The 20,483-nt window shown below is 71.7% G+C and carries 16 protein-coding genes, 1 tRNA gene and 1 pseudogene; 7 read left to right on the forward strand and 11 right to left on the reverse strand.

What is annotated here, in order from left to right; genetic code table 11:
• Positions 1-41: 41 nt before the first annotated feature.
• Positions 42-1,190 (forward strand): glycosyltransferase, encoded by a 1,149-nt coding sequence (locus tag ACWA15_RS14950; RefSeq protein WP_464056200.1) that lies wholly within the window; start codon positions 42-44, stop codon positions 1,188-1,190.
• On the opposite strand, the gene ACWA15_RS14955 is transcribed toward ACWA15_RS14950, so the two are convergent.
• From ACWA15_RS14955 to ACWA15_RS14995, 9 genes are all read right to left on the reverse strand, one after another.
• A complete protein-coding gene (locus tag ACWA15_RS14955) occupies positions 1,150-2,346 on the reverse strand; it encodes a glycosyltransferase family 4 protein (protein WP_464056201.1) in 1,197 nt (398 codons plus the stop codon). The genes ACWA15_RS14950 and ACWA15_RS14955 overlap by 41 nt on opposite strands.
• Before the next feature lie 83 nt (positions 2,347-2,429).
• Complete coding sequence (locus tag ACWA15_RS14960; RefSeq protein WP_464056202.1) at positions 2,430-4,337, reverse strand: polysaccharide biosynthesis tyrosine autokinase; 1,908 nt, start codon at positions 4,335-4,337, stop codon at positions 2,430-2,432.
• Positions 4,334-5,518, reverse strand: a complete 1,185-nt coding sequence (locus tag ACWA15_RS14965) for a glycosyltransferase (protein ID WP_464056204.1) — start codon at positions 5,516-5,518, stop codon at positions 4,334-4,336. Before ACWA15_RS14965 ends, ACWA15_RS14960 begins: the two co-directional genes overlap by 4 nt.
• Before the next feature lie 192 nt (positions 5,519-5,710).
• The gene (pth, locus tag ACWA15_RS14970) at positions 5,711-6,310 is read right to left on the reverse strand and encodes an aminoacyl-tRNA hydrolase (protein WP_464056205.1); all 600 of its coding nucleotides are present in this window, start codon (positions 6,308-6,310) and stop codon (positions 5,711-5,713) included.
• A gap of 117 nt (positions 6,311-6,427) precedes the next feature.
• Positions 6,428-7,051 carry a 50S ribosomal protein L25/general stress protein Ctc gene (locus tag ACWA15_RS14975; protein ID WP_464056207.1) on the reverse strand — a complete coding sequence of 208 codons (624 nt, stop codon included), beginning with the start codon at positions 7,049-7,051 and terminating at the stop codon, positions 6,428-6,430.
• 248 nt (positions 7,052-7,299) lie between these two features.
• Complete coding sequence (locus ACWA15_RS14980) at positions 7,300-7,965, reverse strand: SIMPL domain-containing protein (RefSeq protein ID WP_464056208.1); 666 nt, start codon at positions 7,963-7,965, stop codon at positions 7,300-7,302.
• Positions 7,966-8,144: 179 nt separating this feature from the next.
• A complete protein-coding gene (locus ACWA15_RS14985; RefSeq protein WP_464056210.1) occupies positions 8,145-9,128 on the reverse strand; it encodes a ribose-phosphate diphosphokinase in 984 nt (327 codons plus the stop codon).
• Entirely contained in the window at positions 9,128-10,726 is a 1,599-nt protein-coding gene (gene glmU / locus ACWA15_RS14990) for a bifunctional UDP-N-acetylglucosamine diphosphorylase/glucosamine-1-phosphate N-acetyltransferase GlmU (RefSeq protein ID WP_464056211.1), read from the reverse strand. Before glmU ends, ACWA15_RS14985 begins: the two co-directional genes overlap by 1 nt.
• 116 nt (positions 10,727-10,842) lie before the next feature.
• A tRNA-Gln gene (locus tag ACWA15_RS14995) sits at positions 10,843-10,914 on the reverse strand.
• Between the two features lie 163 nt (positions 10,915-11,077).
• Here ACWA15_RS14995 and ACWA15_RS15000 point away from each other — a divergent pair.
• The 5 genes and pseudogenes from ACWA15_RS15000 to ACWA15_RS15020 all read left to right on the forward strand — a co-directional run.
• Positions 11,078-11,683, forward strand: a complete 606-nt coding sequence (locus ACWA15_RS15000) for a TetR family transcriptional regulator (RefSeq protein ID WP_464059533.1) — start codon at positions 11,078-11,080, stop codon at positions 11,681-11,683.
• A gap of 105 nt (positions 11,684-11,788) precedes the next feature.
• Positions 11,789-12,766 carry an ABC transporter ATP-binding protein gene (locus ACWA15_RS15005; protein WP_464056213.1) on the forward strand — a complete coding sequence of 326 codons (978 nt, stop codon included), beginning with the start codon at positions 11,789-11,791 and terminating at the stop codon, positions 12,764-12,766.
• On the forward strand, positions 12,763-13,968 hold the full coding sequence (locus tag ACWA15_RS15010; RefSeq protein WP_464056214.1) for an ABC transporter permease: 1,206 nt from the start codon (positions 12,763-12,765) through the stop codon (positions 13,966-13,968). The genes ACWA15_RS15005 and ACWA15_RS15010 overlap by 4 nt, the downstream gene beginning before the upstream one ends.
• A gap of 106 nt (positions 13,969-14,074) precedes the next feature.
• Positions 14,075-14,581, forward strand: a complete 507-nt coding sequence (locus ACWA15_RS15015; protein ID WP_464056215.1) for a MarR family winged helix-turn-helix transcriptional regulator — start codon at positions 14,075-14,077, stop codon at positions 14,579-14,581.
• Positions 14,582-14,759: 178 nt separating this feature from the next.
• A pseudogene (locus ACWA15_RS15020) lies at positions 14,760-15,422 on the forward strand (DedA family protein); the annotation flags it as partial.
• 374 nt (positions 15,423-15,796) lie between these two features.
• Here the strand turns inward: ACWA15_RS15020 and ACWA15_RS15025 are convergent.
• Both ACWA15_RS15025 and ACWA15_RS15030 read right to left on the reverse strand, forming a co-directional pair.
• Positions 15,797-16,594, reverse strand: a complete 798-nt coding sequence (locus ACWA15_RS15025) for a hypothetical protein (RefSeq protein WP_464056217.1) — start codon at positions 16,592-16,594, stop codon at positions 15,797-15,799.
• Entirely contained in the window at positions 16,594-18,480 is a 1,887-nt protein-coding gene (locus ACWA15_RS15030) for an ABC-F family ATP-binding cassette domain-containing protein (RefSeq protein WP_464056218.1), read from the reverse strand. Before ACWA15_RS15030 ends, ACWA15_RS15025 begins: the two co-directional genes overlap by 1 nt.
• Before the next feature lie 217 nt (positions 18,481-18,697).
• On the opposite strand from ACWA15_RS15030, the gene ACWA15_RS15035 reads away from it, so the two are divergent.
• Positions 18,698-20,479 (forward strand): ABC-F family ATP-binding cassette domain-containing protein, encoded by a 1,782-nt coding sequence (locus ACWA15_RS15035; RefSeq protein ID WP_464056219.1) that lies wholly within the window; start codon positions 18,698-18,700, stop codon positions 20,477-20,479.
• Positions 20,480-20,483: the final 4 nt, after the last annotated feature.

The following is a 20,483-nucleotide window of genomic DNA, read 5'->3' on the forward strand; positions in this document are numbered from 1 at the left end:
CGAGAAATGCGCCGAGAACGGCGTCGAGCCCACGCCACCTCGTGGTCTCCTCCCTTGAGAACTGGGACCACGTGTGGCGGCGCAACCAGTACCTCATCGCAGGCCTGCTGCGCGCAGACCCGGGCCTGCGGGTCCTCTTCGTCGAGCCGGCCGCGGACCCGCTGCACGAGCTGCGACGCGGCTTCCGGCCGCGCTGGGGCGGCCGGGTGCGCCGGGCTGAGGCGATCGAGGGTGTCCACCCGGACCAGCTGTGGTTCTTTCGGCCGACCAAGGCGCTGCCGCGCAAGATCGACCCGCGGGTCGACGACCGCATGACTGCGGCCGTGCGCCGAGCGGCGGGGCAGCTCGGGCTCACCGATCCCGTGCTCTGGGTCAACGATCCGGCAGCGGCGAACCTCGCGTCCGCGACGGGCTGGCCGGCCCTGTACGACATCACCGACGACTGGCTCGCGGCCGACCGCACTCCGCACGAGCGCGCCCGCCTCGTGGCCGACGAGGACCTGCTGCTCGAGCGCTGCGCGGAGGTCACGGTCTGCTCGGAGTACCTCGTCCAGGTCAAGGGCGCGACCCGCCCCGTGACCCTGGTGACCAACGGGGTGGATGTCGAGCGGTACCGCAGCCCGGTCCCGCGCCCGCGCGACCTGCCGCACGGACCGGTCGCGTTGTACCTGGGAACCGTCCACCGGGACCGCTTCGACGTCGAGGCGATGAAGGCCACCGCGCAGGAGCTCGGCGCGGACGCGACCGCGGTGATCGTCGGGCCGGTCCTGGACCTCACGTCGGCGGAGTTCCGCGCGCTCAAGGACGCCGGGGTGCTGCCGCTGGGACGACGCTCGTGGGACCAGGTCCCCGCCTACCTCCAGCACGCCGACGTGCTGCTCGTTCCCCACCTCGTCAATCGGTTCACCGACAGCCTCGACCCGCTCAAGCTCTACGAGTACCGCGCCGTGGGCCATCCCGTGGTCGCCACCCCGGTGGCCGGGTTCCGGGACAGCACCGACCCGCAGGTCAGCGTGGCCCCCGCGGCCGACTACCCAGCGGCGGTGCGCCGTGCCCTCGCGGCGACGGCGGGCTCGGCCCCCGGTGGTACGGCACCGGGCCTGGACGACATCCCGACCTGGGCCGGTCAGGGGGAGAAGATGGCCGCTGTCATCGACCGCGTCCGGCTGCACTCGCCCACACGGCGCTGATCGCCTGCGCGGTCGAGGCCACCGGGAAGCGCGCGATCGCCCAGTCGTAGGCGACTGCGGCACGGGCGACGGCCTGGTCGGGGTGGTCGAGCACCGCCAGCACAGCGTCCGCGAGCGCGCGGGAGTCGCCGGGGGGCACCAGCAGACCGCGGGTTCCGGCGAGGCTGGGGCGGGCGGGGCTCGCGTCAGCGTCAGCGTCAGCGTCAGCGTCAGCGTCAGCGAGGATCTCGGTGACCCCACCACCTCGGGTCGCCACGACAGGCACACCGCGGATCATCGCCTCGACGATCACCTGGCCGAAGGGCTCGGGGACCGGGGAGGCGTGGACGAACACGCTCGCGCCGTCGAGCTCGGTGGCCGTGTCGTCGGTGAAGTCGACCCAGGTAAGGCGGTCGGCGACGGCCAGCTGCTCGGCCTCGGCGCGGACCTGCGCCGCGTAGTCCTGGGCGGCGAACATCGGCGCACCCACGATCCTCAGCGTCGCCCCCGGGTACCGCGCCAGGATCGTCGGGGCGGCGCGGACCAGCTCGAGCTGGCCCTTCGTCGGGCTGATCCGCCCGATCATGACCACCACGGGGTCGCTCGGCCCGGTAGGGGGCACCCGTTCGTCGAAGCTGTCGAGGGCCTGGCCCGGGGCGAACCCGGGATAGATGACCGTGGCACCCGCAGGCAAGGTCCGCGCAGTCGCTCGGGAGTTCGCGACCACCCGCGCGGGGATACGGGAGGCTGCGCGGACCAACGCCACCATGAGGGCCGGCAGATAGTCCTCGCTGATCCGGTCGTGGACGTGCCAGACGAGCGGGCGCCGCGCCGCCCAGGCGGGCACGATCCCGAGCAGGTCCGACTTCAAGGACGTCGTGTGCACGACGTCGGGCCGGAGCGCGCGCACACGCCTCGCCAGCCGCAGCTGGAACGGGATAGCCGCCAACGCGGCGCGCAGCCCCGCGGAACGGGCTGCGGCTCCCCGGTCGATCCGGCCCACCGCCGGGTCGAGCTCGACGATCTCGACCGGGACGCCCGCGGATTCGAGGCGCCCACGCAGCGGGCCGTCGGCGAAGAGCAGGACGCGGGGGTCGACCTCGGTGCCGAGGGCCTCGCACATCCGCACGAGCGCCAGCTCCGCGCCGCCCAGCTCACCTGTGTGATCGAGGATCATGACCCGCAACGGCCGCGGTCGGCCACCCGGTTGTGTGGACGGCGAGTGTGCGGACGGGGCGTGTGTGGACGGCGAGCTCGCCATCAGCTGCGTGGGCTCTCCCGGCCCGGCCCCTGCACGGCCTCGACCGGGAGAAGGTCGTCGCGGCGGACCTCGGTCGCGTCGCCGGCGTCTCGGTCCGCGGGGCCAGCGTCTCGGTCCGCGGGGCCGGCGTCTCGGTCCGCGGAGGCGGCGCCGGTGCTGGTGGGGGTGGAGCCGCTCGCTGTCTCCGGGGCAGGCTCCGCCGCACCTGCTGCGTCCGGTGCGTCGACCTCGGCGGAGGCCGGGGCGGCCAGGGAACCGGCGGCCTCCGTACCGGACGCCTGGGTGGCGGACTTCGGTTCTGGTTCGTCAGCGGGCGCCGTGGTCGCAGCCACCGCCGCCGCAGCCGCCGCAGCCGTCGCAGCCGCGGCAGCCGTCGCAGCCGCAGCCGTCGCCGTGGTCGCCGGCGTCTCGGTGGTCGTCATCTGCGTGGGCGACTGACGTTCCTCCCCGTAGGTCGACGCGTACAGCATGCGCCTGTTCCCACGGACTCCCGCAAGCGCCAGGCCCACGACCGTGACGTTGTTGATCTTCAGCCGGGCGACGGCCTCGGTCAGGACAGCTCGGTCGGTCTGGCCGGCCGAGGCGATGAGCACAGTGCCGTCGGCGTAGCCGCCGAGGATCGTTGCGTCAGCAGCAGCCAGGACCGGCGGTGCGTCGACGACCACGACCTCCGCGGTCGCCCGCAGCCGGTCCATGATCTGCCGAGCCTGCGTGGACGCGAGGTAGTCCGCGGGGTCCATCTCCTCCTCGCGCAGCGGGAACACGCTGAGGTTGGGGACCTGCGTGGGGCGCAGCTCGTCGTCGGGCCCGGTCCATCCCTCCGGGGCCGGCAGCAAGGAATCGAGCTGTGGCCTGCGCAGGTCACCGGACACAGCGATCGTGCGCCGCCCGCTCAGGGCGAAGGAGGCCGCAAGGTTGGCTGCGACGAAGGACCGCGCGGCCCGGGGGTCGGTGGCGGTGACGACCACGACGACGCGGTCGACGTCTGACAGCGACACCTGGACGGCGGTGCGCAGCTCGCGGATCGACTCGGTGAACGGGGTCGCGACCATGCTCGAGACGGGGAGCGTCCGCGAGCTGCGGTACCGGCGGTCGGTAGCGCGCACCCCGGTGAGCTCGGCCAGGACCGCCACCCCGGTCAGCCGCGTGGCCTCGGACGCGGTGCGTACCCGCAGGTCGAGGCCGCGGCGGGCGAAGGCCAGCCCGATCCCGGCGAGCAGCCCGGCCAGGACCGCGATCGCGATGACGACCGCGGGGCTCGGACCGACGAGCGAGGCCGAGTCCGCCGAGGACTCCACCGCGCCCGGCGGGTTGATCGAGTTCAGCACGTTGGCCTGGGTGACGAGCGTCTGGTAGCCGGAGACGATCGCTCCTTGCTCGGCGGTGGCCAGCGGGTCGGTCGGGTCCACCTCGAGGCGCTCACGGACCAGGTCGAGCTGGGCGCTCAACGTGGCCTTCTGGGCGTCGATCACCGCGACCTGGTCGGCGCGCAGGCTCGTCAGATGCGCCGCGTACGCGGCAGCGAAGGCGTTGGTCACCGCGATCGCCTCGTCCGTGTCGCCGGACACCGCCCTGATGTTCACGAAGAGCCCGTCCTCGGAGCCGGGCTCGGCGCTCACCGTGGCGACGAGCGCCCCGAGCTCACCCTGGTATCCGAGCTCGGCAGCGGCTGCCGTGACGACCGGTTCGGAGGTCACGTCCTCGTTGCTGGTCGCGACGGTGACCACGGTCTCCTGCATCGTCTCCAGGGGCGAGGTCGCCGTCGTGAGCTGGACCGTCGAGGTCGCGGAGTACTGGGGGTCCTGACGGTCCAGGTACAAGACAGTTCCCAGGACCACCACCACCACCGCAGCAAGCAGCAGGTACTTGCCCTCCCAGAGGGTGCGCACGAACTCTCGGATCGTCATTCGGTTCCGCCTTCCTTGCGTGGTGCGGTGCCCAACAGTGCTTGCTCCCCGACGATCTCCCGCAGACGGCCAGCGAACTGCTGCGCCCCGAAACGTTCGGCGTGGTGGTGCAGCGCCTCCGGATCCCATCGCACGGCCAGCGCCTCCGTCAGCGCCCGCGCGACGCGGGGACCTTCGGGCTGGTCGAAGAACACTCCGGTAGCTCCTTCGACGACGGTATCGAGATACCCGCCGTCGCGCAGCACGACCGATGGTCGCCCGAATGCCGCAGCCTCCAGCGGAGACAGTCCGTAGTCCTCGTAAGACGCCGCGACCAGCGCCGCGCACGAGTGGTACAGCCACCGCAGCTCGGCGTCGTCGACGCGACCCAGGAGCACCACGTTGTGTGCCTCGCTCACGGCGAGGAGGCTCTCCAGCCGCGACCGGTCCGGCCCCTGCCCGACCACCACGAAGCCCCGGTCAGGGTGGTCCGCCGCCGCCTCGATGACGATGTCGACATTCTTGTAGGGCAGCAACCGGGCCACGCAGAGCACGAAGGTCCCAGCCGACCCGAGATCACCCGCCAGCGCGTCCAGGCCGGCCGGCCGACGCCGCTCTCCACCTGTGGACAGCGCCGGGGGCGGCGCGAGGATCTCGGCGTCGATGCCGTAGGCGGTCCGGACCGCCTCCCGGGTGACGGTCGAGTTCGCGAGGTAGAGGTCTGCGCTGCGAGCGGCGCGCAGGTCCCAGCCGCGCAGCGGGGGTGAGACCACACCGAGCAGGCCCGTCGCGGCGTACCGGCGGGCCCGCTGGGTCAGGGTCTCCCCCGCCTTCCCGGCTCCGAGGTACCGGTCCCGCTGGTAGAGCCACCGGGCCGGGGCGTGGCAGTAGACGATCTTGCGGCCGTCCGTGGGGAATCCGTGAGCCCACCCCGTCGAGCTCGCCAGCAGGACGTCCGCGTCGATCGGAGACGTCGAGACGGCCCGGGCCAGCAGCGGCAGCGCGAGCCGGTGGTCCCTGCGCAACGGACCGAAGCGGTTGAGCCGGGTGACCCGCAGGTCGAGGTCGGCCATCTCCGGGAAGGTCCGCGCCCGGTCGTAGAGCGTCGTGTACATCGGCGCACCCGGGAACGCCTCCGCCATGATCAGCGCCACCCGCTCGGCTCCCCCGCGCTGGGTGGCGTAGTCGTGAGCGAGCGCCACCCGTCCGGGGACGATCGCCCTTGGCTCGTCTCCTGCGCGCAGTCCGCCGATATCCGTCATATCCCGCCTCACCGTGGCTGGCTCTGATCGTAAATCAGAACACGAGGAGACGACCGGCGACCGGGGAAGTTCACCCGCGAGGGCTCGTGGCGGGCGCGGTCGGCGGAGCCGGTCCCGGCTCCGCCGACCGGGTCAGGGCTTCGTGTGGAACTTCAGCTGGGCCTTGACGAGGCCTTCGGTGAGGACGAGCTCAGCTGCGTCGGCCGCGTCGTCGAGCAGGAAGGGGAGCTCTTTGCGCTCGGTCGGGGTGAAGTCCTTGAGGACGAAGTCCGCGGTGTCCATCCGTCCGGGTGGGCGTCCCACCCCGGTGCGCACCCGGACGTAGTCCTTGGTGCCGAGCGCCTTGGTGATGTCTCGGAGGCCGTTGTGCCCGCCCTCGCCGCCGCCGATCTTGCACCGCACGTCACCGAAGGGGATGTCGAGCTCGTCGTGGACGACGAGCACGTGCGCAGGATCCACCTGGAAGTACTGCGCGAGGGATGCGACCGGCCCGCCCGAGGTGTTCATGTACGTCGACGGCTTGGCGAGGATGACGCGTGGGCCGGGGGCTCCGCCCGGGAGCACACCCAGCCGCGCCTGCGCGACGACCGCACGGGAGCGGTGCGAGGAGAAGGTCACCCTCGAGCGACCGGCGAGCACGTCGAGCACCATCTGCCCGACGTTGTGCCGGTTCCCGGCGTACTCGGCGCCGGGGTTGCCCAGGCCGACCACGAGCCACAGATCATCGGACACGGTGTGCTCCTTCTCAATGCCTGGTTGGAGTGTGACGGACGACGAAGCGCCCAGCACCGAGGTGCTGGGCGCTTCGTGAGACGCTGACGGGCCGGCCGCGGGCCGACCCACCAGGGGCTAGAGCAGCTTCTCGGCAGCCGAGGCGGAGGCTGCGGACTGCGCCGCGGCGACCTCGGCCGCGGCGGCGTCGTCAGCCGAGCTGTCTTCGGGCAGGGTGATGAGGACGATGTCCGCGTCCGGGTCGGTGATGAGCGCCGAGCCCTCGGGCAGGACGAGGTCGCGGGCGTAGACGACCGAACCGGCGACGAGGCCTTCGATGGACGCCTCGATCCAGGTCGGGATGTTGGTGGCGAGCGCCTCGATGAGGACGGTCTGCGACTCCAGGATCGTGATGGTTCCGGGCTCTGCAGCGCCGCTGACGTGCACGGACACCTCGACCTCGACCTTCTCGCCCTTCTTGACGATGAGGAGGTCGACGTGCTCGATGACCTGCTTGACCGGGTCGCGCTGGATGTCCTTGGCCAGGGCCAGCTGGATCTCGCCGTCGAGCGAGATCTCCAGGAGCGCGTTCTGCTGCTTGAGAGCGAGCATGGTCTGGTGACCGGGGAGCGCGACGTGGACCGGTGCGGTGCCGTGCCCGTAGAGGACGGCGGGGATCTGGTTGTTGCGGCGCGTGCGGCGTGCGGCACCCTTACCGAACTCGGTGCGGGCCTCGGCGACGAGCTTGTTCTTGTCAGACACGTGTGACTCCAGGGAAAGGAAAGTGGGCCGACGACCAGTGGGGAGCAGTCGGCTGTCACCTGGAGGGACATGATGAGTGAAGCTGCCTCATCCAGGAAACGGGCGGTACGCATCGGCGCGGGACACATGACGGACGCGCGAACAGCGACCGCCCAGTCGATTACGGAGGTCTGAACCGTCCATGACCGCCCGGATCTCATCCGGCCCGTCAGACGTCCCTCGCCGAGGCAACTCGGCCAATATACCCGTCAGGGCACCTCGCCGTCGAACTCCCACCTGACGGTCACCGATGCGGAGATCTCCTGGGTCCCTGGGTCCACCCCGAACGGCGCCCCCACGACGTCCGCACGCATGGCCATCATCCGTGCGCCGGCTCCCCCGCCGCCGCCCTCGGTGATGTCGACGACTCTGCCGAGGCGGCGCCCGGCAAGGCCGGCGAGCTGTTCGGCGGTGGCGCGGGCGTCGGCGAAGGCCCGGTCGCGGGCCTGCGTCAGGTTCGCGGAGGGGTCCCCCACCCGCAGATGCATGGACTCCAGCTGCGCGACCGGGCCGGCCGCGGCCAAGGCGCCGCGGACCGCTTCGCCCGCCGCCGCGACGTCGCGCACGAGGACACGGAGGGTGAGCCGCGCGGTCGTGCGCGGCGCGGCGTTGTCGGGGCGCTCGGTCCAGGTGGAGGACTGGGAGCTGCCCAGGTCGCGCGGGGCGACCCCGGAGTCGAGCAGGCTCGCGCGTGCGGCGTCGAGACCGGCCGTCGCAGCGTCGATCGCCTGCTGCACGTCGGGCGCGGTGGCCTGCGCGCCCAGCTCGACCTGGACCACGTCGGGGACCGCCTCGACGACCCCGCTCCCGGTCACGGTGATGCCCCCGCGCGCACGGGGGCGCCGGCCGCTCTTCGTGTGCATGTGCTGTCCCATGGCCACATCCTTGCCCGTCGTGGCGGTCGTCGCACCCCGCGCGACAGTGACACCGGGATAGCGGGGATACCGGGGGCGCGGGGGTGCGGGCTGCGCGGGTGCACGTCGGGCCCCGGACCGCGCCGACGAGAGACGCGGGCCGGGGCCCGGGACGTGCGGTCAAGCCGGCTCGGGGCAGGTCAGGCGTTGCCCTCGAACAGCGAGGTGACCGAGCCGTCGTCGAAGACCTCGCGGATCGCGCGAGCGAGCAGCGGGGCGATCGAGAGGACGGTGAGCTTGTCGAACTGCTTGTCGGCCGAGATCGGCAGGGTGTCGGTGACGATCACCTCGCGCGCTCCGCACTCGGACAGGCGCTTGGCCGCCGGGTCGGAGAGCACGCCGTGGGTGGCGGCGACGATGACGTCCTTGGCGCCCGCCTGGAGCAGCACCCGGACGGCCGCGGCGATCGTCCCGCCGGTGTCGATGAGGTCGTCGACGAGCACGCAGCTGCGGCCCTCGACCTCACCGACGACGCGGTTGGCCACGGACTGGTTGGGCACGTTGACGTCCCGCGTCTTGTGGACGAAGGCGAGCGGCGCCCCGCCGAGCTTGTCGGCCCACTGCTCGGCGACCCGGATGCGACCGGCATCAGGTGAGACGACGGCGACGTTCGTGAGGTCGACCCGGGTCCGCACGTAGTCGGTGAGCAGCGGCATGGCCCACAGGTGGTCCACCGGGCCGTCGAAGAAGCCCTGTGCCTGCGAGCTGTGCAGGTCCACGCTCATGATGCGGTCGGCGCCGGCGGTCTTGAACAGGTCCGCCATGAGGCGGGCCGAGATCGGCTCGCGGCCGCGGTGCTTCTTGTCCTGGCGGGCATAGCCGTAGAAGGGCTGCACCACGGTGATGGTCTTGGCGGACGCACGCTTGAGCGCGTCGCACATGATCAGCTGCTCCATGATCCACTGGTTGATCGGGGCCGTGTGCGACTGCAGGACGAAGACGTCCGCGCCGCGCACGCTCTCACCGAAGCGGACGTAGATCTCGCCGTTGGCGAAGTCGTAGGCCGAGGTCGGGACGATCCCGGTGCCGAGCTCGCGGGCAACGTCCTTGGCGAGCTCCGGGTGCGCACGCCCGGAGACAAAAACCATGCGCTTCTCGCCGTCGGAGGAGATGATGCCAGTCATCAGTCGCGGTGTCCTTCAGTGGTGCCGCCGGTCCCAGGGCGCGGCGCGTCCTGGTGCTCGGTTGCGGTTGGGGGGCTGGGAACAGGAAGGGTTGCCTGGTGGTCGGCCTGTGCGCGTTCCGCCCGGGCCTGCGCACCGAGCCCGGTGGTCGAGCCGCCGGCCTCCACGCGCATGCGTTCGGCCGCGCGGGCCGCGTCGGTCCCGGGCCGACGACGTTCCACCCAGCCCTCGATGTTGCGCTGGGCTCCCGCGGACACCGCCAGGGCACCGGAGGGGACGTCGTTGCGGATGACCGAACCGGCTGCGGTGTACACGCCGTCGCCGACGTGCACCGGTGCGACGAAGAGGTTGTCCGCGCCGGTGCGGGAGAAGGACCCGATGGTCGAGTGGTGCTTGTGCACCCCGTCGTAGTTGACGAAGACCGTGGCCGCGCCGATGTTCGTGTGCTCACCGATGGTCGCGTCGCCGACGTAGGACAGGTGCGGGATCTTCGAGCCGTCCCCGATCGTGGCGTTCTTCGTCTCGACGAACCCACCGATCTTGCCCCCCGTGCCCAGCACCGTGCCGGGGCGCAGGTAGCTGAACGGGCCGACCTTGGCGTCGTCGCCGATCACCGACAGCTGGGCCTGGGTGCGGGTGACGGTCGCGTGCACACCCACCTCGACGTCGGTCAGCGTCGTGTCCGGGCCGATCGTGGCACCCTCGCGGATGACCGTCGCCCCGTGCAGCTGCGTCCCGGGGAGCACGGTCACGTCCTGCTCGAGCTCGACGTCGACGTCGATCCAGGTGGTCCCGGGGTCGATGATCGTCACGCCGTCGAGCATCCAGCGGTGCAGGATCCGGCGGTTGAGCTCGGCGCGCAGCACCGCGAGCTGGGCGCGGTTGTTGACGCCCTCCACGACGAAGTGGTCGGGGGTGCGCACCGCGCGGACCCGCCCGCCCTCGTCGCGGGCGATCGCCAGCACGTCGGTGAGGTAGACCTCGCCCTGGGAGTTGTCCTGGTCGACCCGGCTCAGACCGCGGCGCAGCACGGCGGCGTCGAAGACGTAGATCGAGGAGTTGATCTCGCGGATCTCGCGCTGCGCCTCGGTGGCGTCGCCATGCTCGACGATGGACAGCACGTCGCCGGTGGCGGAGTCGCGCACGATCCGGCCGTAGCCCGTCGCGTCGGCGACCTCGCTGGTCAGCACGGTCACGGCGTGGGAGCCCGCGGTGTGCGCGGCGAGCAGGTCGGCCAGGGTGGCGGTGTCCAGCAGCGGGATGTCACCGGCCATGACCACCACAGCTCCGGTCAGACCGTCGCCGGCGCGGCCCTCGCTGCCCTCGGGGACACCGGCGATCGCCGCCTGCGCCTGCGCTGCGGCGTCGAGCACGCTCAGGGCGCACTGGACGGCGCGACCGGTCCCGGGAATCTCGTCCTGGTCGACGATGAGCAGGGACGAGTCGAAGGAGGTGGCGTGCTCGGCGACCGCGTCGCGCTCGAACCGGACGACGACGGCGACCCGTCGCGGGTCGAGGCCGTTGGCCGCGGTGATCGCGTGACCGAGCATGCTGCGACCGGCCAGAGGGTGCAGCGGCTTCGGCAGGGTCGAACGCATCCGGGTACCCCCGCCTGCAGCGAGGATGATTACAGCCGCGGGTTGAGCGGTGGTCACGTAGGACTCCCAGGAGCTCGAGATCGTCTGCCATGCGACGCCACATGTCATGGCGCGCGCTCCGCCCCCAGGACTCGAACCTGGACCAAGGGCACCAAAAACCCTTGTGCTGCCGATTACACCAAGGCGGAATGAAAACCGACGGGCCGGTGCGCAGCGCGGAACGCTGAGAGGACTGCAGGAGTTCGGTGCTCATTCTGCCAGGATTTTCTGCTGCGCCAAACGCTGACCGTACCGGGGGTCCGGCATGATGGACCCGTGGCCTCCGACAGCAAACGCGTCCCCCGCTCCCGAATGACGGCGAAAGAACGCCGTGAGCAGCTCATCGTCGTGAGCCGCGCGCTTTTCGCCCAGAAGGGCTTCGAGGGCACGAGCGTGGAGGAGATCGCCGCTCGTGCGGAGGTGTCCAAGCCGGTCGTGTACGAGCACTTCGGTGGCAAGGAAGGGATCTACGCGGTGGTCGTGGACCGCGAGATCGAATCCCTCACGCATGCGCTCACCGGCGCGTTGACGGCGGGCGGCCACCCGAAGGTCTTGCTCGAACGCACCGCGCTCGCGCTGCTCACCTACATCGAGACCAACGAGGACGGTTTCCGGATCCTCGTCCGCGACTCCCCCGTCGCCCAGGCGACCGGGACCTTCTCGAGCCTCATCGGCGACGTCGCCACGCAGGTCGAGCACCTGCTCGCGGACCAGTTCAAACGGCGCGACCTCGACCCGCGGATCGCGCCCATCTACGCACAGATGCTCGTCGGCATGGTCGCCCTCACCGGGCAGTACTGGCTCGACGCTCGCCACCCGGGAAAGTCCGAGGTGGCCGCCCACCTGGTCAACCTGGCCTGGAACGGTCTCTCCGGGCTCGAGCGCCGTCCGTCGCTGCCCACCGTGACCGGCACCTGAGAAACCCTCCCGGTGGCGACCGGCGCGCCCGCTTGCGGGTGGCCACGCCGGTGCGATTAGGTGGATCATTCCCACATTCCCGCCCGACGCCGTGTTGAGGACAAGATGCCTGCGCTCGAGTTCGACACTCTGACCAAGAACTTCGGAAGCCTGCGGGCTCTGGACGCCCTGTCCTTCTCGGTCGAGGCCGGGGAGATCTTCGGCTTCGTCGGGTCCAACGGCGCCGGGAAGTCCACGGCGATGCGCATCGCGCTGGGGGTGCTGGCGGCCGACTCCGGCGAGGTCCGCTGGGACGGTGGCCCGCTGGGCTTCGAGGGCCGACGGCGGGTGGGCTACATGCCCGAGGAGCGGGGCCTCTACCCGAAGATGAAGGTCGGCGAGCAGCTCGTCTACCTCGCCCGCCTGCACGGCCTCGACGCACAGGCGGCGCGCGAGTCGATGGAGCTGTGGACCGAGAGGCTCGGCGTCGACGCCCGGCGCGGCGACGAGGTCCAGAAGCTCTCCCTGGGCAACCAGCAGCGGGTCCAGCTCGCCGCCGCCCTCGTCCACGACCCGCAGATCCTCGTCCTCGACGAGCCGTTCTCCGGGCTCGACCCGGTCGCCGTCGACGTCATGAGCGGGGTGCTGCGCGAGCGCGCCGACGCGGGTGCGCCGGTGGTCTTCTCCTCCCACCAGCTCGAGCTCGTCGAGCGGCTGTGCGACCGGGTGGGGATCATCCGCGCCGGGTCGATGGTCGCCGTCGGGTCGGTCGAGGAGCTGCGCTCGACCACCGCACCGCGCTGGCTCCTGGACTCCGCGGCACCGCCCGAGGCCTGGCTCCCGGGCCTGCCCGGGGTGCGTGTCGTCTCCCGCGACGGCAGCCGGACCGTCCTGGAGGTGACCGACGTCCCCGGCGCCGAGCAGGAGGTGCTCCGCGCGGCCCTGGCCGGGGGACCCGTCCGCGAGTTCTCTCCCGCACGCGCGTCCCTCGCCGAGCTGTTCCGGCACGTGGTCAGCCGGGACGAGACCCCCGTCGCGCCCCGCGCGCCCCGTGCCTCCCGTGTTCCCAGCTTCTCCCGCACGAGCAAAGGATCACCCTCATGAGCGCCGACATCCGCTCCGTCTCCGGGTGGAGCGGAGTCCGGCTCGTTGCCGGTCGGGAGATCCGGCAGCGCATCCTGGCGAAGTCCTTCATCTGGAGCACCGTCGCTCTTGTCGTGCTCATCCTCGTCGGAGTCGTCGCCGCCAAGTTCATCAGCGAGTCCGACCAGGTCCTGCATGTGGGAGTCACGGCCCAGACCGAGTCCCTGGGTGAGCCGCTCGTGTCGACCGCGGCCAGCCTGGGCGCGACGGTCGACCTCACCACGGTCGACGAGGACGCCGGGCTCGCGGCGATCGCCGACGAGTCCCTCGACGCCCTCGTCGTGGGGACCTCCGAGTCCTTCGAGGTGGTCGCCAAGTCCCAGCTCGACGCGACCCTCGCCTCGGCGTTCTCCGTGCTCGCCCAGCAGGCCGCCCTCGCCGACCAGATCCGCGACCTCGGCGGCGATCCGAGCGCGGTCGGGGCCGCAGTCGCCGAGGCGAGCGTCGAGGTCGTCTCTCTCGAGCCCCCGCCCGAGGTCGACGGCTCCCAGATCCTCTCCGGGTACATCGTCGGGATTCTGCTCTTCATCAGCCTGCAGATCTGCGGGCAGCTGGTCGCCCAAGGGGTCGTCGAGGAGAAGACGAGCCGGGTGGTCGAGCTCCTGCTCTCGACCGTCCGTCCCTGGCAGCTCATGGCCGGCAAGGTCCTGGGCATCGGCACGATCGGCCTCTTGCAGGTGCTCGTGCTGCTGGGCGCAGGAGTCGGCAGCGCGACAGCCCTCGGGCTGACCGACACGATGGACGTCAACCTCGGTGCCACGGCGCTGTGGGTGATCGTCTGGTTCCTCGTCGGCTTCACCATGTACGCGCTGCTCTTCGCCGCGGCCGGCGCCATGGTCTCGCGCCAGGAGGAGGTCGGCTCGGTGACCTCGCCGATCCTCGTGCTCATGATGATCCCGTACATCGTGGGGGTGTCGATCGCCCCGTGGGACCCGGACAACCCGCTCGTGCTCTGGCTGTCGTACCTGCCGTTCACGTCACCGCTCATCATGCCGATCCGGGTCGCCCTGGGTGCGGTCCCCGGCTGGCAGGTCGTCGCGGTACTGGCGATCAACATCGCGGTCATCCCGGTGCTCGTGTGGTTCGCGAGCCGGGTCTACTCGGGCGCCGTGCTGCGCACCGGGGCGCGGATCAAGCTCAGGGACGCGCTGCACGCCGCGTAGGACGCCGCCGTCAGGCGGGGCGTCGGACGCCGCTCGGGCACGGCCGTCGGGCACCGCGTCAGGCACCGCGTCCGTCAAGAGTCTTGACGTCAAGTAATCTCATGGCATGAGCACCGGGACCGAGGACGAGGTCGACCGTATCGTCGCGGCCTGGACCCGGGTGCGCCCTGACCTGGACGTCTCCCCGCTGGCGGTGCTGTCCCGGGTGAGCCGGCTGGACCGTCACCTCGACCACGCCCGCCGCGGCGCCTTCGCCCGCAGCGAGCTGGAGCCGTGGGAGTTCGACGTGCTCGCCGCGCTGCGCCGAGCGGGTGAACCTCATGTCCTGTCCCCCGGGGCACTGGTCACCCAGACCATGGTCACCTCGGGAACCATGACCAACCGGATCGACCGGCTCGAGGCGCGCGGCCTGGTCGAGCGCGCACCGTCCCCGGACGACCGCCGCGGCGTGCTCGTCCGGCTCACCGACACCGGCCTGACCCGGGTCGACGCCGCTTTCAGCGACCTGCTCGCCGTCGAGCACGAGGTCCTGGCGGTCCTGGACCCGGCCGACCAGCCGGCGATGGCCGACCTCTTGCGACGGCTCGTGGCCCAGTTCGACACCCTGTCGTGAGGCCGCGTCCGGTCGCAGTCGAGCCCGCAACGCACCCGCTCCCCGAGCGTCGTCGGCCTGCCGGGGAAACAATCGACAGGAACGGGGATGATTCTCGACCGCCACGCGTTGACAAGTAGAGCCGTCGACTCGTCCACCCGCCCGGCACACCCGACCCACTCAGACAGGGAATCGCGACATGGTTCATGCCTCCGTTCTCCCGTGGCTCGATCCCGTGACGATCATTCCTCAGCTCGGGCCGTGGGCGCTGCTCGGGATCTGCTTCATCGTCTTCGCCGAGACCGGGCTCCTCGTGGGCTTCCTGCTTCCCGGCGACACGCTGCTGTTCTTCGCGGGGCTGCTCACGCACACCGGGGTGATCAGCATCGACATCTTCTGGGTCTGCCTCGCCATCACCGTCTCGGCCTTCCTCGGCGGGGAGGTCGGGTATCTCATCGGCCACCGGTTCGGTCCCACGGTGTTCGAGCGCAAGGAGTCCGGGCTGTTCAGCATGAGGAACGTCGAGCGGACCAACGTGTTCTTCGACAGGTTCGGTGGCCGCGCCGTCATCATCGCCCGGTTCATCGCGGTGGTGCGCACCTTCGCCCCCGTCGCAGCCGGGGTGGCACGCATGGACTACCGCCGGTACTCCCTCTACAACCTCATCGGTGCGGTGGTCTGGGGAGCGGGCCTGGTCATGCTCGGGTACCTGCTGGGCGGGATCACCTGGGTGAGCAGGTTCGCGCAGCAGTACATCGACGTCGTCATTCTCGGAGCCGTCGCGCTCACGGTCGTGCCGATGCTCATCCACTACGCGCGGTCCTCCCGGCAGGCCCGCCGCAGCCCCGCGGCCGATGCGGCTGACGCGGCCAGGCCGGCCACGACCAGGCCGTCAGCCAGCTCGGCTGCGTCCGGCTCGGCCGTTCCCAGCCTCGCATCCTCCAGCCTCGCGTCCACCAGCCTCGCCGGCTCCGGTTTCGCAGCCCCCGGCCTGGCCGTCTCGGGCGTCGCAGCCTCCGGCCTCTCGACGTCCAGCTTCGGGCTCGCCGGCTCGGCCGCCGAGGGTGCGGACTCCTCGGCCACCTCCTCGGGCGACGTTCCCCTCGATCACGGTGACCAGCCCGCCTGACCCGCCCGCCTGACCCATCCGTCGGACTCACCCGTCTGAACAGCCCCGTCCGACGTGCGCCGTGCTGCCGAGTCCGGTGCCGGACAGCCGGACAGCCTGTCAGCCGGTCAGCCGGCGTCGGCGCTGCGGACGGTGGTGGCCATGGCCGGCGCGAGGTCAGCCACGAGGATCTTCCAGCCGTCCAGCGCGGGGCCCTGCGCCGCACCGGGGACGAGGACCAGGTCGACCCTGCTCGATCCGATCCAGAACGTGTCGACCTCGTCGTCCCCTGCCGCGGCCCGCGCCACGGCGAGGCGGGCGGCGTTCGACGACGGGTCACGGGAGAGGTCGACCGAGCCGTCCGCCGTGGTGAGCCTGACGTCGAGGAGCACCCGCCCCTCGGCCTCGGCGGTGCTCGTCCAGCCGGTCAGCGCGGCGGCGACCGCATCTGCCTGCTCCCACCCGTCGCCGGCGAGGATCACCTCGGCCGCGCCGCGCGGAAGGCCTGCGGCCGAGTCGGGCTCGACGGCGACCGCGACGGCGTCGTCGGCCGCGCTCACCCCCGCCACCCCACGGGCGAAGTCCTCGAAGTCGGCGACGACGGCTGCCACCGCCGGGTCGAGGGGTGAACCGTCCGCGGACGACAGGCCCGCCGAGGCCCCGGGCACAGGGTCCAGCCCCGCGTCCCCGACGCTTAGCTGCACCACGAGCGCGACCACCCCGCCCACGAGCACCCCCGCCCCCACGACGACGGCGAGGACTGCCGCCACCACACGCCACCGGGCTCGTCCACCCCGCGAGCCGGAGTCCGCCGCCGGCAGCGCGCCAGACAGCTCGCCGAGCAGCAGGTCACCGGCCCCGCCGATGGTCGGCGGCTCGGCCTCGGCGGTGCCGTCTGCCGTGCTCGCCGGCGTGCGCCGCGCCATCAGCCGGCGCTCTCGGCGTGGTCGAGCCACTGCGTCTCGAGGGCTTCCTTCTCCTCGGCCAGGACCCGCAGGTCGCCGCCGAGGGCGGTCACCGCACCGTGGTCGGTCGCCTGGGCGGCCATCTTGTCGTGGATCTTCGCCTCGAGCTCAGCGATCTTCGTCAGGCGCCGTTCGATGCGGTTGATCTCCTTCTTCGCCGCGCGCACGGTCGCCCCGCTCGGCGCCGCGGCGCCGGGGTCACCGGCCGCCGTTCCCGAGGCTCCCGGCGTGGTGCCTGCCCTGCCTGCCGACCCGGTACCCGACCCGCCTCCCGACCCGCCTCCGGCCGCGGCGGCCATCGCCGCGTGGCGCAGCTCGAGGTACTGCTCGACGCCGCCGGGCAGGTCTCGGATCGTGCCGTCCCCGAGCAGGGCGACCTGCCGGTCGCAGACCCGTTCGAGCAGGTAGCGGTCGTGGGAGACGACGATGAGCGTCCCGGGCCAGCCGTCGAGCAGGTCCTCCAGCGAGGCCAGGGTGTCGGTGTCGAGGTCGTTCGTCGGCTCGTCCAGGAGCAGCACGTTCGGCTCCCCCACGAGCAGGCGGAGCAGCTGCAGCCGGCGCCGCTCACCACCGGAGAGGTCACGCACGAGGGTCAGGGAGCGGTCGTGGGTGAAGCCGAGGCGCTCGACGAGCTGGTCGGCACTGAGCTCCTTGCCGTCGACCGCGACCGTGCGCTTCTCCTGCTCGATCACCTCGACCACCCGCAGGCCGCTGATCTCGTCGAGCTCGCCGACGTCCTGGGTGAGCTCGGCGATCTCGATGGTCTTGCCCCGCTTGACCCGGCCGGAGTCCGGCTGGGCGCGCCCGGAGAGCAGCTTGAGCAGCGTCGTCTTGCCGGCGCCGTTGACGCCCACGACCCCGTACCGGTCGCCGGGGCCGAGCCGCCAGGTCACGGCGTCGAAGAGGACCGCGCCGTCGGGGTTGGGGTGGCCGTCGGCGGTCGGTACCCGCAGGGACACGTCCTCGAGGTCGAGCACGTCCTTGCCCAGGCGCTTGGTCGCCATCCGGGTGAGCTCGAGCGGGTCGCGCGGGGGCGGTTCGTCAGCGATCAGGGCGGCCGCGGCGTCGAGGCGGAACTTCGGCTTCGAGCTGCGCGCCGGGGCTCCGCGCTGCAGCCAGGCGAGCTCCTTGCGGAGCAGGTTGTCGCGCTTCTCAGCGGTCGACTGGGCGGTGCGGGCACGCTCCGCGCGGGCCAGCACGTAGGCCGCGTAGCCGCCGTCGTACCCTTCCACCGCCCCAGTCCCGTCGCCGGTGACCTCCCACATCCGGGTGCAGACCGCGTCGAGGAACCAGCGGTCGTGGGTGACGACGACGAGCGCGCCGCGCGCACCGGGGCGGGCATAGCGCTCGTGCAGGTGGGTGGCCAGCCAGTCGACACCCTCGACGTCGAGGTGGTTGGTGGGCTCGTCGAGGAAGATGACGTCGTGGTCGGCCACGAGCAGCGCGGCGAGCGCGACCCGGCGGCGCTGCCCGCCCGAGAGCGCGTCGACCTCCTGGTCGAGGTCGAGGTCGGCGAGCAGCCCGGCGTGGACCGAGCGGATCGCCGCGTCCTTCGCCCAGGTGTGCTCGGCCGCGTCCCCGTGCACGACGTCGCGCACGCTCCTCCCGGGAACGAGCTCGTCGCGCTGGTCGAGCATCCCGACGTCGAGCCCACCCACCCGGGTGACCCGGCCGTCGTCGGGCAGGAGCTTGCCGGCCAGCAGACGCAGCAGCGTGGACTTGCCGGCGCCGTTGGGGCCGACCACACCCACCCGGTCGCCGTCGTCGAGGCCGAGGCCGACGCCGTCGAGCAGCACGCGTGTTCCGGCCACGACGCGCAGTCCGTGGGCGCTCAAGAGGTGAGCCATGTGCTTCTTCCGTCGAGCGGGTGGTCAGATCAGATGAGGCGGAGGTCCGCGGCCGCGCCCGGTCCATTGTCTCAGCCCGATCGGGCCTGGCCCCGACGGCAGCGGCGGACGGCAGGCGGACGGACGGCGGCGCGGCGAGCGGACTGCGAGCGGACGGCGGTCGGACGGCGAGCGGACGGCGGCGCGGCGGGCCGCGGGAGCCACCTAGGCTTGACCCATGGCCCACCTCCTCGGCGGCGAATCGCTGCGCCTGTCCTTTCCCACCAAGCTCGTCTTCGAGTCGGTGACCGTCGGCGTCAACGAGGGTGACCGGATCGGCATCGTCGGACGCAACGGCGACGGCAAGTCCTCCCTGCTCGCGATGCTCGCGGGCAACCTCGAACCCACCGCCGGACGCGTGACCACCCGCGGTGGCACCCGCGTCGGCGTCCTCGACCAGCGCGACACCCTCGACTCCGCGCTCACCGTCGCGCAGTCGATCGTCGGGGACACCCCCGAGCACGAGTGGGCCGGGGACCCCAAGATCCGCGACGTCATCACCGGCCTCGTCACCGACCTGCCGTGGGACGGCCTCGTCGGGGAGCTCAGCGGTGGCCAGCGTCGCCGCGTCGCGCTCGCCGCCCTCCTGGTCGGCGACGACGACCTGCTCTTCCTCGACGAGCCGACCAACCACCTCGACGTCGAGGCGATCACCTGGCTCGCCGCCCACCTGCGCCGCCGCTGGTCGGTGAACGCGGGCGGGCTGCTCGTGGTCACCCACGACCGCTGGTTCCTCGACGAGGTCTGCACCGCGACGTGGGAGGTGCACGACGGCATCGTCGAGCCCTTCGAGGGTGGGTACGCCGCGTACATCCTCCAGCGGGTCGAGCGGGACCGGATGTCGGCGGCGAGCGAGTCCAAGCGTCAGAACCTCATGCGCAAGGAGCTCGCGTGGCTGCGCCGCGGCGCGCCCGCCCGCACCGCCAAGCCGAAGTTCCGCATCGACGCCGCCAACCAGCTCATCGCGAACGAGCCACCGGCCCGCAACTCCGTCGAGCTCGCCCAGATGGCCACCTCACGGCTCGGCAAGGACGTCGTCGACCTCGTCGACGTGTCCGTGAGCTACGGGGACAAGCAGGTCCTCAAGGACGTCACCTGGCTCATCGGCCCGGGTGAGCGGACCGGGATCCTCGGTGTCAACGGCGCGGGCAAGTCGACCCTGCTCGCCCTCGTCACCGGAGACCTCCAGCCCACCACCGGGCGGGTCAAGCGCGGCAAGACCGTGAAGTTCGCCACGCTCACCCAGCAGCTCGCCGAGCTCGAGGACATCGCCAACGACCGGGTGAGCGAGGTCATCGCCCAGTACCGCACGTCCTACGTCGCCGGCGGCAAGGAGATGACCCCCGGGCAGCTGCTCGAGCGCCTGGGCTTCACCAGCGCGCAGCTCTCGACCGTGGTCAAGGACCTCTCCGGTGGCCAGCGCCGCCGTCTGCAGCTGTTGCTCATCCTCCTTGACGAGCCCAACGTGCTCATCCTCGACGAGCCCTCCAACGACCTCGACACCGACATGCTCGCCGCCATGGAGGACCTCCTCGACTCCTGGCCGGGCACCCTCCTCGTGGTCTCCCACGACAGGTACCTGCTCGAGCGGGTGACCGACCAGCAGTACGCCCTGCTGGACGGGGAGTTCCGGAACGTGCCCGGCGGGGTGGACCAGTACCTGGAGATCCTCAAGGCCCGGCCGTCCACCGGCAAGGCCTCGGTGACGACGTCCGGGAAGTCCTCCGCGTCGTCGTCCTCGAATGCAGAGTCGCGGACCGCGCGCAAGGAGCTCAGCGCGGTCGAACGCAAGATGACCAAGACGGCCGACCAGATCACCGCGCTGCACGCGACCATGGCCGCGCACGACCTGGACGACTTCACCGGCCTCACCGCGCTCAACGACCAGCTCAAGGCGCTCCAGACCGAGGTGACCACGCTCGAGGAGCGGTGGATGGAGCTCGCGCAGCTAGCCGACTGAGGTC

It is taken from the genome of Sanguibacter sp. TS_SC_8 (assembly GCF_055361235.1).

Bases quoted from the DNA above. Each gene is read 5' to 3' on its own strand.
- ACWA15_RS14955 (WP_464056201.1), bottom strand. From the start codon at position 2,346: ATGATCCTCGATCACACAGGTGAGCTGGGCGGCGCGGAGCTGGCGCTC.
- ACWA15_RS14960 (WP_464056202.1), bottom strand. From the start codon at position 4,337: ATGACGATCCGAGAGTTCGTGCGCACCCTCTGGGAGGGCAAGTACCTG.
- ACWA15_RS14980 (WP_464056208.1), bottom strand. From the start codon at position 7,965: ATGGGACAGCACATGCACACGAAGAGCGGCCGGCGCCCCCGTGCGCGC.
- ACWA15_RS14985 (WP_464056210.1), bottom strand. From the start codon at position 9,128: ATGACTGGCATCATCTCCTCCGACGGCGAGAAGCGCATGGTTTTTGTC.
- glmU (WP_464056211.1), bottom strand. From the start codon at position 10,726: ATGCGTTCGACCCTGCCGAAGCCGCTGCACCCTCTGGCCGGTCGCAGC.
- ACWA15_RS15000 (WP_464059533.1), top strand. From the start codon at position 11,078: ATGACGGCGAAAGAACGCCGTGAGCAGCTCATCGTCGTGAGCCGCGCG.
- ACWA15_RS15005 (WP_464056213.1), top strand. From the start codon at position 11,789: ATGCCTGCGCTCGAGTTCGACACTCTGACCAAGAACTTCGGAAGCCTG.
- ACWA15_RS15010 (WP_464056214.1), top strand. From the start codon at position 12,763: ATGAGCGCCGACATCCGCTCCGTCTCCGGGTGGAGCGGAGTCCGGCTC.
- ACWA15_RS15015 (WP_464056215.1), top strand. From the start codon at position 14,075: ATGAGCACCGGGACCGAGGACGAGGTCGACCGTATCGTCGCGGCCTGG.
- ACWA15_RS15025 (WP_464056217.1), bottom strand. From the start codon at position 16,594: ATGGCGCGGCGCACGCCGGCGAGCACGGCAGACGGCACCGCCGAGGCC.
- ACWA15_RS15030 (WP_464056218.1), bottom strand. From the start codon at position 18,480: ATGGCTCACCTCTTGAGCGCCCACGGACTGCGCGTCGTGGCCGGAACA.
- ACWA15_RS15035 (WP_464056219.1), top strand. From the start codon at position 18,698: ATGGCCCACCTCCTCGGCGGCGAATCGCTGCGCCTGTCCTTTCCCACC.